13 protein-coding genes are annotated in these 14,337 nt (G+C 64.0%); 8 read left to right on the top strand and 5 right to left on the bottom strand.

What is annotated here, in order from left to right:
- Both fabB and fabI read left to right on the top strand, forming a co-directional pair.
- Nucleotides 1-1,227: a beta-ketoacyl-ACP synthase I gene (gene fabB, locus C5L14_RS22715; protein WP_105864356.1), complete on the top strand. Its 1,227-nt coding sequence runs from the start codon at nucleotides 1-3 to the stop codon at nucleotides 1,225-1,227.
- 283 nt (nucleotides 1,228-1,510) lie between these two features.
- Nucleotides 1,511-2,350 carry an enoyl-ACP reductase FabI gene (gene fabI / locus C5L14_RS22710; RefSeq protein WP_105864475.1) on the top strand — a complete coding sequence of 280 codons (840 nt, stop codon included), beginning with the start codon at nucleotides 1,511-1,513 and terminating at the stop codon, nucleotides 2,348-2,350.
- A 134-nt stretch (nucleotides 2,351-2,484) separates the two neighbouring features.
- Here the strand turns inward: fabI and C5L14_RS22705 are convergent, their stop codons facing one another.
- Nucleotides 2,485-4,656 carry an anthranilate synthase component I gene (locus C5L14_RS22705; RefSeq protein WP_105864355.1) on the bottom strand — a complete coding sequence of 724 codons (2,172 nt, stop codon included), beginning with the start codon at nucleotides 4,654-4,656 and terminating at the stop codon, nucleotides 2,485-2,487.
- 376 nt (nucleotides 4,657-5,032) lie between these two features.
- Between C5L14_RS22705 and C5L14_RS22700 the strand changes: the two genes are divergently transcribed.
- The 3 genes from C5L14_RS22700 to C5L14_RS22690 are packed head-to-tail and all read left to right on the top strand — an operon-like array spanning nucleotide 5,033 to nucleotide 7,553.
- Nucleotides 5,033-5,941 carry an aliphatic sulfonate ABC transporter substrate-binding protein gene (locus C5L14_RS22700; RefSeq protein ID WP_105864474.1) on the top strand — a complete coding sequence of 303 codons (909 nt, stop codon included), beginning with the start codon at nucleotides 5,033-5,035 and terminating at the stop codon, nucleotides 5,939-5,941.
- An 8-nt stretch (nucleotides 5,942-5,949) separates the two neighbouring features.
- On the top strand, nucleotides 5,950-6,789 hold the full coding sequence (locus C5L14_RS22695) for an ABC transporter permease (protein WP_105864354.1): 840 nt from the start codon (nucleotides 5,950-5,952) through the stop codon (nucleotides 6,787-6,789).
- Nucleotides 6,789-7,553 (top strand): ABC transporter ATP-binding protein, encoded by a 765-nt coding sequence (locus C5L14_RS22690; RefSeq protein WP_105864353.1) that lies wholly within the window; start codon nucleotides 6,789-6,791, stop codon nucleotides 7,551-7,553. Before C5L14_RS22695 ends, C5L14_RS22690 begins: the two co-directional genes overlap by 1 nt.
- Nucleotides 7,554-7,757: 204 nt before the next feature.
- On the opposite strand, the gene C5L14_RS22685 is transcribed toward C5L14_RS22690, so the two are convergent.
- Nucleotides 7,758-7,937 carry a hypothetical protein gene (locus tag C5L14_RS22685; protein WP_105864352.1) on the bottom strand — a complete coding sequence of 60 codons (180 nt, stop codon included), beginning with the start codon at nucleotides 7,935-7,937 and terminating at the stop codon, nucleotides 7,758-7,760.
- Between the two features lie 244 nt (nucleotides 7,938-8,181).
- Nucleotides 8,182-8,379: a hypothetical protein gene (locus C5L14_RS22680; RefSeq protein ID WP_068287917.1), complete on the bottom strand. Its 198-nt coding sequence runs from the start codon at nucleotides 8,377-8,379 to the stop codon at nucleotides 8,182-8,184.
- A 251-nt stretch (nucleotides 8,380-8,630) separates the two neighbouring features.
- Here C5L14_RS22680 and C5L14_RS22675 point away from each other — a divergent pair, with 251 nt between their 5' ends.
- Together C5L14_RS22675 and C5L14_RS22670 are read left to right on the top strand one after the other, a co-directional pair.
- Nucleotides 8,631-8,873 carry a DUF3297 family protein gene (locus C5L14_RS22675; protein WP_105864351.1) on the top strand — a complete coding sequence of 81 codons (243 nt, stop codon included), beginning with the start codon at nucleotides 8,631-8,633 and terminating at the stop codon, nucleotides 8,871-8,873.
- Nucleotides 8,870-10,303 (top strand): DEAD/DEAH box helicase, encoded by a 1,434-nt coding sequence (locus tag C5L14_RS22670; protein ID WP_105864350.1) that lies wholly within the window; start codon nucleotides 8,870-8,872, stop codon nucleotides 10,301-10,303. Before C5L14_RS22675 ends, C5L14_RS22670 begins: the two co-directional genes overlap by 4 nt.
- A 19-nt stretch (nucleotides 10,304-10,322) precedes the next feature.
- Here C5L14_RS22670 and C5L14_RS22665 read toward each other — a convergent pair whose 3' ends face one another.
- Entirely contained in the window at nucleotides 10,323-10,556 is a 234-nt protein-coding gene (locus C5L14_RS22665) for a tautomerase family protein (protein ID WP_105864349.1), read from the bottom strand.
- A 236-nt stretch (nucleotides 10,557-10,792) separates the two neighbouring features.
- On the bottom strand, nucleotides 10,793-12,505 hold the full coding sequence (locus C5L14_RS22660; protein ID WP_105864348.1) for an APC family permease: 1,713 nt from the start codon (nucleotides 12,503-12,505) through the stop codon (nucleotides 10,793-10,795).
- Nucleotides 12,506-12,860: 355 nt separating this feature from the next.
- On the opposite strand from C5L14_RS22660, the gene C5L14_RS22655 reads away from it, so the two are divergent.
- A complete protein-coding gene (locus tag C5L14_RS22655; protein WP_105864473.1) occupies nucleotides 12,861-14,273 on the top strand; it encodes an acyl-CoA dehydrogenase family protein in 1,413 nt (470 codons plus the stop codon).
- Nucleotides 14,274-14,337: the final 64 nt, after the last annotated feature.

Raw genomic sequence — 14,337 nt, 5'->3', positions numbered from 1 at the left:
ATGAGACGTGTCGTCGTTACCGGCATGGGTATCGTGTCTTCGATCGGCAACTCGACGCAGGAGGTTCTCTCCAGCCTGCACGAGGCCAGATCCGGTATCACGCGCGCCGAGCAATTCGCCCAATATGGCTTCCGCTCGCAGGTCTATGGTGCGCCCACGCTCGACCCCGCCTCGGTGGTCGATCGCCGCGCCATGCGCTTCCATGGCGGCGGCACCGCCTGGAACCATGTGGCCATGGAACAGGCCATCCTCGATTCCGGCCTCGAAGCCAACGAGGTCTCCAACGAGCGCACCGGCATCATCATGGGGTCTGGCGGCCCCTCCACCCGCACCATCGTCGAGGCCGCAGACAAGGCGCGCGAGTCGGGCAGTTCCAAGAAGGTCGGCCCCTTCGCCGTGCCCAAGGCAATGTCTTCCACAGCCTCCGCCACGCTCTCGACCTGGTTCAAGATCAAGGGCATCAATTATTCGATCTCCTCGGCCTGCGCGACCTCGAACCATTGCATCGGCAATGCCTATGAGCAGATCCAGTACGGCAAGCAGGACGTGATGTTCGCCGGCGGCTGCGAGGAACTCGACTGGACGCTGGCCGTGCTGTTCGACGGCATGGGCGCCATGTCGTCGAAATACAACGACACCCCCTCCACGGCCTCCCGTCCCTACGACAAGAATCGCGACGGCTTCGTGATCTCCGCCGGCGCCGGCGTGCTGGTGCTGGAAGAATTGGAGCACGCCAAGGCCCGCGGCGCCCGCATCTATGGCGAGATCGCCGGCTATGGCGCGACTTCCGACGGTCATGACATGGTCGCCCCCTCGGGCGAGGGCGCCGAGCGCTGCATGCGCATGGCCCTGGCCAACATCAAGGCGCCGATCGACTACATCAACCCGCACGCCACCTCGACGCCGGCCGGTGATCCTCCCGAGATCGAGGCCATCCGCAAGGTGTTCGGCTCGGGCGACAAATGCCCGCCGATCGCCGCGACCAAAGCGCTGACCGGCCATTCGCAGGGCGCAACGGGCGTGCAGGAAGCAATTTATTCACTCCTCATGATGAATAATGGCTTCATCTGCGAGAGCGCGCATATCGAGGAGTTGGATCCGGCCTTTGCTGACATGCCGATCGTCCGCAAGCGTATCGACAATGCCAAGCTCAGCCATGTGCTGTCCAACTCCTTCGGATTCGGCGGCACCAACGCGGCCCTGGTCTTCAAGCGCCTCGACGCCTGAGATCAGTTTCCGCCTGTTCCGGCCGGAATATCGCGTAACAAAGAGACAGATAAAGTGATCCAGGAACCAAGCAAAACCCCGGATACTTTGTCGAAACGTGGTAAAGAGGCGGAAATGCGGGCTGATCGGCCGATTCTGGTCGTATTGCGCCTGAAACGCTTTACGGTTTGACGAGATCGCGTCAAATCGCAAAGCGCGTCCCACCAAGGAGCCAGAGCAAAGCAGCGTTCATGCCGGACGCTTTGCTCCGGTCACCGATGACCAGGATTTGGAGTTGCAGGCCATGACAGGGCTCATGCAAGGTAAGCGCGGTCTGATCATGGGCGTGGCCAATGATCATTCGATCGCCTGGGGTATCGCCAAGAGCCTCGCCGACCAAGGCGCCCAGTTGGCATTCACCTATCAGGGCGAGGCCCTGCGCAAGCGCGTGGAGCCGCTGGCCAACAGCGTCGGCTCCAGCCTGCTGGTGCCCTGCGACGTCGAGGATGTCGCCTCCGTCGACGGCGTCTTTGCCACGCTGGCACGGGAATGGGGTAAGATCGACTTCCTCGTCCACGCCATCGCCTATTCGGACAAGAGCGAGCTCAAGGGCCGCTACGCCGACACCACGCGCGACAATTTCACCAAGACCATGGTGATCTCCTGCTTCTCCTTCACCGAGATCGCCAAGCGCGCCGCCGACCTGATGCATGATGGCGGCTCGATCCTCACCCTCACCTATGGCGGCTCCACGCGGGTGATGCCGAACTACAATGTCATGGGTGTCGCCAAGGCCGCGCTGGAAGCCTCGGTACGCTATCTCGCCTCCGATTTCGGCCCGCAGGGCGTTCGCGTCAATGCGATCTCGGCCGGCCCGATCCGCACCCTCGCCGGCGCCGGCATTTCCGATGCCCGGCTGATGTTCAACTATCAGCGCGCCCATGCACCGCTGCGGCGCACGGTGAGCATCGAGGAGGTCGGCGGTTCGGCACTCTACCTGCTGTCGGATCTGTCCACCGGCGTCACCGGCGAAGTGCATTTCGTCGATTCCGGCTACAACATCATCTCAATGCCCCATCCGGAGGCCCTCAAGGCCCAGGAAGCCGCCGAGGCGAGCGTGGCGACCAAGGCCGCCGCCGAATAAGCGGAGGCGTTGGCGTCGGCCCTGAGAGGCGGGCACCTCCATCGACCTCTTTTTCGAGATACGGTGTTTTCAAGAGCGGACGAGGGCGTCCGCTCTTTTGGGAAATTGTGCGCCACAGGCCGCTGTGCAGCCCGTCATTCCGCCGCAATCGACACGACTCCACCGCCGATCATCGCCAGCACATTCGCGATGAGGCGATGCCCGATCTCCGGCCTGGTCATCACCGATTCCGGGTGGAACTGCACGGCGGCGAGAGGCAGGCTGGCATGCTCCACCGCCATGATGATGCCGTTGCCGTCACGCGCGGTGACCCGCAGTTCCGCCGGCAGGACCTGCGGGTCGGCATGGATGGAGTGGTAGCGCCCCACCGAGAAGCTGCCGGGCAGGCCGGCAAAGAGCCTGCCTTTCTCGACCTCCACCCGCGAGGCTTTGCCATGCATGGGCCTGGGGAGCAGGTCGAGCCGACCACCGAAATATTCAACCATACCCTGCAGCCCGAGACAGACGCCGAAGACCGGCAGCCCGCGCTGCAAGGCAAGCTCCAGGGTTCGGTGCATGGCGAAATCCTCGGGCCGTCCGGGACCGGGCGAGAGCACGAGGAGGTCTACCGGCTCGCCATCCGCGAGCCTCTGCCGCGCCAAAGCCGGGCGCAGGGTCAGCACCTCGGCGCCCGCGGCACGGAAATAGCCGGCCAACGTGTGCACGAAACTATCCTCGTGATCGACGAGCAGGAGACGCGGTCGGGGGCCGGCCTTGCGGACCGGAGCCGTCGCTTGATCGGCCGTTGAGGTTCCCTCCTCCAACACGGCCAGCATGGCGGAGGCTTTCAGCCGGGTTTCCGCCTCTTCTTCCCACGGGTCGCTGTCATGCAGCAAGGTGGCGCCGACGCGGACTTCCGCCACGCCGTCCTGCAGGCGGATGGTGCGCAGCGTCAGGCCGGTATTCAGGGCACCGTCGAAGCCGATCGAGCCGAAGGCCCCGCCATACCAGCGCCTGGCGCTCTTCTCTTCGGCTTCGATATGGCGGATCGCACCGCGCTTGGGAGCGCCCGTCACCGTCACGGCCCAGGCATGGCTGAGAAAGGCATCGAGCGCGTCATAGCCGGGCCGCAACAGCCCCTCGACATGGTCGACGGTGTGGATCAGGCGCGAATAGAGTTCGATCTGGCGCCGGCCGATCACCTTGACGCTGCCGGGCTCGCAGATGCGCGACTTGTCGTTGCGGTCGACATCGGTGCACATGGTCAGTTCCGCCTCGTCCTTGGCGGAATTCAGGAGCTCGCGGATACGCTCGGCATCCTCCAGGGCATCGGCGCCGCGGCGGATGGTGCCCGAGATCGGACAGGTCTCGACGCGCTGGCCCTCGACCCGCACGAACATCTCCGGCGAGGCCGCCACCAGGAACTCGCCCTCGCCGAGATTGATCAGGGCGCCGAAGGGCGAGGGATTCGCATTGGCAAGCCGGCGAAAGACCGCACTCGGAGCGTCCGGGCAGGGTTTCGAAAGCAATTGCCCCAGCACCGCCTCGAACAGGTCGCCGCGCGCGAAGGCCGCTCTGGCCCGTTCGACCATGGCGGCATATTCCCCGGGTGCATGATCGCTCTCGGGTGGCAGGTCGGGACCGGAAAGCCGGCGATAGGGATGGGGCTCGGTGGCGCGGGGCAGGTTTCGGGTCGAATGCCCATCGACGCTGAAATCGTAGCTCAAGCGCTGCGCCCGCTGGCGGGCGTGGTCGACCACCACCAGCTCGTCGGGCAGATAGAGCACGAGGTCGCGCTGGTCGTCGGCCCGCGGCAATGTCAGGCTCATCGGCTCGAACTGGAAGACGAGATCGTAGCCGAACGCACCATAAAGGCCGAGATAGGGCTCATCGGGCACGGCAAAGAGCTCGATCACGACGCGGAGCAGCGAGAACAGGCTCGGCTGGCGGCTGCGCTCTTCCTCGGCAAACGCGCCTTCCGCCTCGCGCACCGCGCCTTCGAGACAGCCCTCGCTTTTGGCGAAAGCCTCCAAGAGGCCAAGCAAGCGCGGGCGCCTCTCGATCACCGGCACGAGGCAGGCACCGCGCTGGTTGAGAGCCTCGATCCGAAAGCGCCGTCCCTTACCGGTGATGGCGAGCGGCGGATCGGCAAAGCCGATTTCTCCGCGCCGATAACGCCCCGGCACCTCGTAGCTGCAGGAGAACAGCAGGCCCCGCTGCCGGTCCAGGCGTTCAGCGAGGGCCGACATGTCATGGGGGTAGTCGAGATCCTGGCAGGCGCGATGGACGCGGATGCCGCCGGCCCTGTGGTAGATATGGTCCGTCATGGAGCCAACTCCGAGTTACGGCCGTCTCGGGTTGGGTGCTCCTGCGCTGATCTTCAAAAATCAAAAGCCGCCCCTCCCGGGACGGCCAGATGAGCAATGATCATGCGTGGCCGTCCGTGCTTAGACGGGCCACCACCAGCTTGCTGAGAAAGACGAAATGCGCATGAGCGGATGCTAACAGCCATACCCCGAGAGAACAATCCCCCACCGGAAAACGAAGAGACCATTTTTGTCTATTTTATCTACCATCTTTATGTATTAATGGAGCGAGGATCCGTTTGGGAGATATGCCGTGTCCCGCCTCGCTCTGCCGACCCGCCGCCGCTTCATTGCCGGCCTTGCCTCCCTCGCCGCAGGTGGCCTTGCCGCTGCTGGGATGGCCAGGGCCTCCGACAATCCATCCGAACTGCGCATCGACTACGCGACCTACAATCCGGTCGGCCTGCTGATCCGCGACAAGGGCTGGCTGGAGGAGGAGCTCAAGGCCGATGGCATCGCGGTGCGCTGGGTCCAATCCCTGGGCTCCAACAAAGCCCTCGAATTTCTCAATGCCGGCAGCATCGATTTCGGCTCGACGGCGGGGGCGGCCGCCCTGGTCGGCCGTATCAACGGCAATCCGATCAAATCCGTCCATGTCTATTCGCGCCCCGAATGGACGGCGCTGGTGACCCGCCCCGACACCGGCATTGCCGCCATCGCCGATCTCAAGGGCCGGCGCGTAGCGGCAACGCGCGGCACCGATCCTCACATCTTCCTCATCCGCGCGCTGGCTTCCGCCGGGCTGAAGGAAAAGGACATCACGCTCGTGCCGCTTCAGCATGGCGACGGCAAAGCCGCCCTGGTCCGCGGCGATGTCGACGCCTGGGCGGGGCTCGATCCGATCATGGCCAGCGCCGAAGTCGAAAACGGGGCCAGACTCTTCTTCTGCGATCCCGCCCTCAACAGCTGGGGCGTGTTGAATGTACGCGAAGCCTTTGCTGCGGCCCATCCCGAACTGGTGCGCCGCGTGCTGGCCGTCTATGAGAAGGGTCGCCGGCACGCCCTCGCCAACCCCGCCGATCTCAAGCAGAGCCTGATCGCGGCCGCCAAGCTGCCGGATGCGGTGATCGAACGCCAGCTCACCCGTACGGACCTGTCGACCGGCACGATCGGAGACGCACAGCGGCAGACGCTGGTGGCCGCCGGGCAAGCCCTGCAGGGCGCCGGTGTTATCAAGGCCGAGCTCGACGTGCCCGCGACGGTGGATGGGCTGATCGACCCGCGTTACGGCGCCCGGACACAGTAGGCCGGGCCATGACGGCATTCGAAAGCCCGGCCACACGCGAGGCGGTGACAGAACGGCCACCGGCGACCAGGCCCTCCCTTCGCCTCGCCCGGCCTTATGCCGGGCTGCTCCTGCCGCTGACCCTCGCCCTGGCATGGGAATATGCCGTCCATGCTGGCTGGAGCGACGGGCGGCGGCTGCCGCCGCCAAGCCGCATCGCTGCGACGCTGCTGGAGCTGGCACGCAATGGCGATCTGGCCACCCACATCCTCGCCACCCTGGCCCGTGTGGGAGCCGGCTTTTTCTTCGGCTCTGCCGCCGGCATCGTGCTCGGGGCTGCCGCGGGCTATTCGTCCCTGTTCCGCACCCTGGTCGACCCTACGCTGCAGGGTCTGCGCGCCATTCCGTCCCTCGCCTGGGTGCCGCTCTTCATCCTGTGGTTCGGCATTTTCGAGGAATCAAAGATCATTCTCATCGCTGCCGGCGTGTTCTTTCCGGTCTATCTCGGCGTCTCCAGCGCGATCCGCTCGGTCGATCGCAAGATCGTCGAAGTCGGCCAGGTCTTCCGGCTGAAGGGGCCGCAGCTGGTCCGGCGCATCCTCCTGCCCGCCATCCTGCCACAGGTCGTCACGGCCCTGAGGGTTGGCCTCGGCCTCGGCTGGATGTTCGTGGTGGCCGCCGAGATCATGGGAGCCTCCGAAGGGCTCGGCTATCTGCTCGTCGATGGCCAGCAACTGGGCAAACCCGACGAGATCGTCGCCACCATCATCCTGTTCGCGTTGATCGGCAAGACGAGCGACATGTTCCTGGTTGCGCTCAGCCGCCCGTTCCTGCGCCACGAAGACAGTTTCGCCAGCAAGGGCCGCTGATGCTGTCGCTACGCAGTCTCGACAAGATCTATGCCAACGGCACGCAGGCCCTGCGCGGCATCGACCTTTCGGTCGCACCCGGCGAGGCCGTCGCCATCATCGGCGGCTCGGGAAGCGGCAAAAGCACGCTTCTGCGTCTGATCGGCGGCCTGGAAACCGCGACCCGCGGGCAGGTGGAGATCGATGGCGTACCCGTCGCCGCCCCGGCCGAGACCGTCGGTTTCGTCTTCCAGGAACCGCGCCTGCTGCCGTGGCTGAATGTCGCCGGGAACGTCGCCTTCGGCCTCGCTGGCCTGCCTCGGCATGACCGCGACAGGCGGGTGGACGAGGTCCTCGCGCGCGTCGGTCTGGAGGGACAGGGCGAAAGATGGCCCAAGGAATTGTCCGGCGGCATGGCCCAGCGCGTCGCCATCGCCCGGACCCTGGCGGCACAGCCAAGCATTCTTCTCCTTGACGAGCCCTTCTCCGCCCTCGACGCGCTGACCCGCGCCAGCCTGCAGGACCATGTCGCCAAGCTTTGGCTGGAGGACCGGCAGACGCTCCTCCTCGTCACGCATGATATCGAGGAGGCGCTGCTGCTCGCCGACCGCATCATCGTCCTCGCGCCGAGGCCAGGGCGCATCGAAGAGATGGTCACCGTCGACCTGCCCCGCCCGCGCGATCGCGATAGCCCGGCCTTCGAACAGGCCAGGCGCGATTTGCGCAAGGCGCTCGATCGCTCCCTGCACGGCCAGAGCGTTTTGCGATCAGACGGGGTCACCTAGAATCGCAAAGACGCTTCAGAACAATGAGTTAGAGCAGATAAGCGTTCACGCTTGAACGCGCTTGCTCTAGGTCCCTGCCCACGGCATGGAACCGCCCTATGCCTGAAGCCCGCGGGGAACGACTGGCCCTCCAAAAGCAGAACGCGCCACCTTCAGGGAAGAAGGCGGCGCGTTCGGAATTCGTCGGGTGACGGCTGGCGGGGTTCAGGCAGCCTTGGCACCGTAGACCTGCTGGCGAGCGTGGCGGATCATTTCCATGCGGTCGGCGCGCAGATCACGCAGATCGCGGTCGGACAGGCTGTTGATCTCATCGAGCAGGCGCAGGAACTCGGCCTGCTTGGCCATGCGGTCCTTAAAATAAGCAATGATGCTTGCGAAGATCATGATGACTACTCCTTTGTTGTCAGGGAGTATCCACCTTCCTATGTTGCGGTGCAACATCCATCGTCGCAATGCCGAATTGCATAGCTCGCATGGCTAAAGGGGTGATTATGGCGAGTTCTTAACCAATCCGCTCAACACGTATGCAATATTGCATTCCTGACACAAATCCGCAATGCAATTGACATCTTCGCAGGCAGGCCATGCCGCGCCTTGCGGCAACCTGCCACTCCAATGGCATTGCGCCTCACTGTTTGGCGGCGGCGAGCTCCGCTTCAATGGCTGCGATCGATTCCCGCAACTTGGCGACGCGTTCCTCCGCCTCGCGGGCCAGGCGCTCGTAATGGGCGCCGCGGTTCTTCTGCACCGCCAGGACCTTGGCCTGCTTCTGGATGCTGGCGATCTCGGCAAGCATACGGGCCTTCTTCATGGGCCGATCATCCATCGCGCCACTCCTTGTTTCGTTAGATCAAAGCCTTTCCTAGAGCAAAGCGCGTTTAGACGGAAACGCTGCTTTGCTCTAGCTCCATAATTCGACGCGTCTTTGCGATTCCTGGTAATTCCACCACATCGCAAAACGCTCTGGACGTCCTTGCGGCGAAAGGCACGCCCGCCGGCATAAAATTCACATCAGGCGTTGGCATTCCGCCCTCGGGGCGCTAATCCGGCGTCTGACACCTTCATGAGAGAAACGCGATGACCGATAGCCCGCCCGACCGCCTCGCCGCCAATCCCGACAGCCCCTATTTCGACCAGGCCCTGATGGAACGCGGCGTCGGCATTCGCTTCAACGGCACCGAAAAGACCAATGTCGAGGAATATTGCGTCAGCGAGGGCTGGATCCGGGTCGCCGCCGGCAATGCCAAGGATCGGCGCGGCAATCCCCTGACCATCAAGCTCAAGGGCACGGTCGAGCCCTATTTCCGCGACGAGGCGTGAGCCCGGCACCCCACCTCGTCCCCCGCCCGCACCAGATCGAGGCGAGCGAGGCCATCCTCGCCGCCCGCCGTGCCGGGCGGCCGGGCTTTCTTTTGGGGGACCTGACCGGCCTCGGCAAGACGCTGTCGGCCTGGCTGGCGCTGAGTGCCATGCCCGAAGAGGAGATCCTGGTGATCTGCCCCAAGGGCGCCATTCCGCAATGGCGCCTGACCATGGCGCAGGCCGGCCTGCCGGCCAAAACCGTCACCCTGATGAATTTCGAGCGCACGAAAACGCTGATGGCGCCGCCTGCGGTGAGCACCAAGCGCTCGACCAGGGCCAGGAACAACGAACTCGCCAAGCTCGGCACGCCCAAGCGTGTCTGGCCTCTGGTGGTGATCGATGAGGCCCATCGCATCCGCAACCCCAATTCGCAGCAGGGTCTGGTCTGCCGCCAGATGGCGGCCGCCGCCGATTTCACCCTCTATATGAGCGCAACGGCCGGGCAGGCGCCGCATGAGCTTTCCTACCTCGCCCGCTTGCTCGCGCAAGGGGGCGACAGGCGAAAGGGCGAGGGCCTCGGTGCCGATCTCGATGGTTTCCGCGCCCTGATGAAGCGGCTCGGCATCGGACGCGCCAAAGGGCGCTGGAAGAACTGGTCCTGGGAGCCGAACGAGGACGACCGCCGCACCATGTCCTCCCTGCTCTACAAGGGACCGAATGCCATCGGACTGCGCCGCCGGCCGGAGGAGATCGCCGGATGGCCGGAAGTGCAGCGCGAGATAACGCCGACCGCGCTCGATGCCGAGAGCCGTCGCCTCTACGAGGCGACCTGGCGCGAATTCCGCCGGGAACTCGGCCTGGCCGGCGGCTCGACGCGGCGGGCGGCGGGCTGGGCGGCCGATCTGCGCTTTCGTCAGAAGGGCAGCCTCATACGCATCGCCGGCACCGCCGATTTCGCCGATGATCTCATCGGCAACGGCCAGCAGGTTGCCATATCCGTCGCCTTCCTCGAGACCAGCGCCCTTCTGGTCGAAAAATTGCGGGGCCATGGCTGGCGCGTCGACGCCATCAACGGCACCCAGAGCGGCGAGCGCAACGAGGCGGTGCGCCTAGCCTTCCAGCGCGGCGAGCTCGATGCCGTGGTGTTTACCGTCACCGAGGCGATCTCCCTGCATCGCGGCGAAATGCCGGGCGGGGAACGCGAGCGTTCGCTGGTGGTGCACGACATGCGCCACAGCGCCATCCAGCTCCAGCAGATCGAGGGACGTTGCCATCGCGACGGCCAGCGCGCGGTGATCTACTACGCCTATGCCGAGAACACGGTGGAGGAAAAGATCGCCGCCACGGTGATCGGCCGCATGGCCGACATGGACGGCATGGCCGGCGACGACACCGCCATGCTCGACGCGATCGCCGGAGTGATCGAGGAAGCGGCCGAAGCGCGCTGAGAGCCGGCCATGTCCGCCGTCAGGCGAACGGATCGTAGCCGGGCTTCTTGTAGACGAGGGCCGGCTTGTCCTGGATGTCGGGAATGTAGACCTTCTGGGTCCATTCGTCCTCCGCAACGTCCTCGATCGAGACCGAGATCGACTTTTCCTGGCTGTTCAGGCTGTCGATCACGGCCTGGGTCAGGGCGTCGGCGAGCTTGCGCTTCTGCTCCTCGGACCTGCCGGGCAGCATCTTGACGATGAGGTGGGGCATGGCTCTCTCCGCTTTCCGGTGCCCCGCGATACGGGCACGATGCAGCAGCGCTCATAAACCGGTTGAGCCGGCCAGGCCAGGGCCACTTCCGACAAACGGCAGGGAGCTTGGCCGCGCTCTGATCTGATACCGGGGCTCTGCAAGGCCGGCCTGTCCGAGAGCGGCCCCTTCCCGGCAGCGCATCACGCAAAACGGGGCGCCGAAGCGCCCCGTTCACGTCAAGCCTGCATAGCTTGTCAGAGGACGAAGTACCAGTTCGCCAGCAGCACCACGGCCAGGCCGGCCGCGAGGGTGAGGTAGGGCAGGATGCCCGCCTTCTTCTGCTGCAGGTCGGCGGATTTGAGGCCGAGATCGTCCAGCATATGCTCCGGGAACTTGCCGCCGTCCTGGATGTAGTGCCGGTAGCAGAACACCGGGATAATGAGGGCGGCGGTGAAGAGGCCTGCCCACAGCGCCAGCGGGTTCCAGACCTTGGCGCCCGCCCCCATGAACATGGCGTTCACATAGGCAAAGATGGCGCCAATGGCGATGACGAAGGTCGGCGCCTTCCAGGGCCTGTTGATGTGACCGTTGTCGATACGATGGATCCAGCCGGCGTTGAGGTTGAGGAAGTTGAAGATGATGTAGCCGCAATTCGACACGGCCAGGATGAAGAAGAAGCTGGTGGCGTCCGCCGAGGCGATGGCGAGCAGCATCAGGTTGAAGATGAGGTCGGTCCACATCGCCCGCGTTGGGGCGCCGTGCGAGTTCACATAGCTCAGATATTTGGGGAGCCAGCCATCCACCGAGCCCTGGTAGAGGGTGCGGGAAGAACCGGCCATCGCGGTCATGATGGCCAGGATCAGCGCCAGGATCATCAGCATGACCAGCAACTGGCTGATGATGGCGCCGCCATGCACCATGTCGGCCATGGCCGCCGCTACGCCCGAACCGTCCACGATGGGGGTCGCCAGCATGCCGTTCAATCCGAGCACGCCCTGGAAGGTGAAAGGCACCAGGATGAAGAGCAGCATGCACAAAAGGCCGGAATAGAAGATGGCCTTGAAGGTATCCCGGCCGGGATCCTTGAACTCGCTGGTGTAGCAGACGGCCGTCTCGAACCCGTAGGTCGACCAGGCGGCAATGAACATGCCGCCGAGCACCAGGGTCCAGCCCGCGACGTTCCAACTGCCGGGCGCCGGCGCATAGGCGGTGGCGAGCGGCACCAGCGGGGAGTAATTCGCCCAGTTGATCTGCCCGGTGATGATCGGCACGATGCCGACGATCAGCATCGGGATGATGACGATCAGGCCGATGATCTTCTGGGTGTTGGCGGTGCCGAGGATGCCGCGATGCTGGATCGCGAAGGTCAGGAGCATCAACGCGGCGCCGATGAAGAACACCGAGTTGAGGGAGAAACCGAAAAGCGGGAAGGTGTGGCTGAACAGCGTCCAGGTCCGTATCGCCGGTGTCGCCGCTGCCGTTACCGCCGCGATCGCGTCAGCCGGGGCCGTGCCGGCATGAGCCGCGATATAGGCCGCGACTTCGGGCGAACTATCCGTGAAGACGGGGATTGGAAAGAGCGCATTGAGAATGTAGCCGGCAGCGATGGAACAGCCGAGTGACAGCACCGGCGACCAGGCGAACCAATTGCACCAGACCGACAACGGCGCGATGAACTTGGAGTAACGCAGCCAGGCCGTGGCGCCATAGACGGAAGAGCCGCCCGATTTGTTGGGAAACAGGCCGGCGATTTCCGCATAGGTGAAGGACTGGATGAAGCCCATGATCATGGACGCTGTCCAGATCAGGAAGGCGGGCGTGCCGGTGGTTCCGGCGATGCCTCCGATCGAGAACAGCACGAGCGGCGGCACGCCGCTTGCCACCCAGAAGGCTCCCCGCCAATCGATATGGCGCAGCAACTGGCTCTCGCCACCTGCGCTCGCGTTTACGTCAGTTGTCGCCGTCATTGTGTTCCCCGGATCTGATCGACTGCACTGGATGCTTTGGGGGCGGTATGGGCCGCGAGAGTTCCATGGCGGCTCTCGTCTTTACCCACCGTCTCTCTTTTTTCCTATGAGTGAAGATTGACACACTCTCAGGAAGCGTCAACCTTTAGTTTTTGACGGTTCCCCGTAAAATGACGGTTTTCTGCCCATTTTTTGAGCAATTCTACGAGCGGACTGAGAGAGGTAGGCAGCCGCTTCGCAAAAAGAATTCAAGCTGACAAAATTTCCTGCTGGACAAACTTGTTTCTTCTCTGGAAACTTCAGACGTCACCGCGCAGGCAAAATGCACGGGACGAACCATTCGAAGGATGCCCGTATGTCGTCACGCAAGATGTGGGGGAATGAGCCGTTCTGGGGCCTCGGTTTCGAGTGGGATCCGCAATGGATGCTGACCGACCGCCAGAAGGCCTTGCAGACCAAGCTGATAGAGCTGTGCCAGACGGAGATGCGCGCCAACGCCGTCGAGAGCGACAGGAACCGTGCGTATCCGCGCAAGAATTTCCAGATCCTGGCCGAACACGGCTTTCTGGGCCTGATCGTTCCTCGGGAGCTCGGGGGCCAGGGCGAGAATCACATCTGCGTCGCCATGGTGGTGGAGACCATTGCCCGCTATGGCTGCGCTTCCACGGCAATGTGCTACACCATGCATACCGGCGCCGTCGCCGCAGCCCTGCTGCGCCACCACGACAATGCGGCCCTGAAGGACATTCTGCGCCGTCTCGACAAGGATTGCCTGATCGGCACCCTCTCCTATTCCGATCCGGAGACCGGTTCGCATTTCTGGTATCCGATCTCCTCGGGCGCCGAGGAGACCAAGGAGGGCTGGCACGTCCGCAAGAAGGCGTCCTGGACCACCTCCGGCGGCTTTGCCGACTGGTACATCGTGCAGACGACCTCTCCCAATTTCAACGGCAACTACGCCGATCTTTCCTGCTTCCTGATCCTCGGCGACGAAATCACCAGCGATCCGGGCAGCTGGAACGGCCTTGGCCTGCGCGGCAACCAGTCCGGCCCGCTGGAAGTCAACAAGGTGGTGCCGCGCAACCGCCTGGTCGGCCCGGTCGGGGATGGCGCCCGTTCCAACGACGAGGTGGTCGATCCCTTCTTCCTGCTGTGCTCCTCGGCCTGCTGGAGTGGCATCGCCATGGGCATGATCGACATTGCCAAGGCCCACACCACCAAGAAGACCCACAAGGATGTCGGCATGCGGGTGGCCGACTATGCCACCATCCAGGACTATGTCGGCGAGGCGATCATCGACACCAATGTGGTGCGCTCGATGGATTTCCTCATCGCCAAGGCGCTGGACGACGCCACCGGCAACAATGACTGGTCGATCCACAAGAACGACGTCTCCTTCCTGCCGCGCGCCGGTCTGCTGCACTGGCTGTGGCAGCTGAAGTTCGCTGCCGCCAAGAACGTCGCCGCGGTCTCCGACAAGATGCTGCATGCCTGCGGTGGCACCGGTTACAAGCCGGAGCTGCAGATCGAGCGCTATCTGCGCGATGCCAAGGCCGGCTGGGTGATGGGCCCCACCAACGAGGTGCTGCGGCAATTCGTCGGCAAGACCTCGCTGCTCGGCTTCGAGGCGGTCGATTATTGGAACACCTCGATCAACGAGCGCGTTCTCAACAACGAGATCAAGAAGATGGATGTGGACGCCAAGCGCGCTCTGGCGGAGCGGCTTTTGGCCGAAATCAATCCCCCTGCCATTCGGAAGACGGCGTAAGATGCGGCCGGCGACGCAATCCTCGGCAGGACATGCGGTCCATTCCGGTTTCCGCATCGACGAG

The sequence above is a fragment of the Labrys okinawensis genome (assembly GCF_002982075.1).
Lineage (GTDB): Bacteria > Pseudomonadota > Alphaproteobacteria > Rhizobiales > Labraceae > Labrys > Labrys okinawensis_A.
This window is presented reverse-complemented; position numbering and strand designations above follow the sequence as displayed.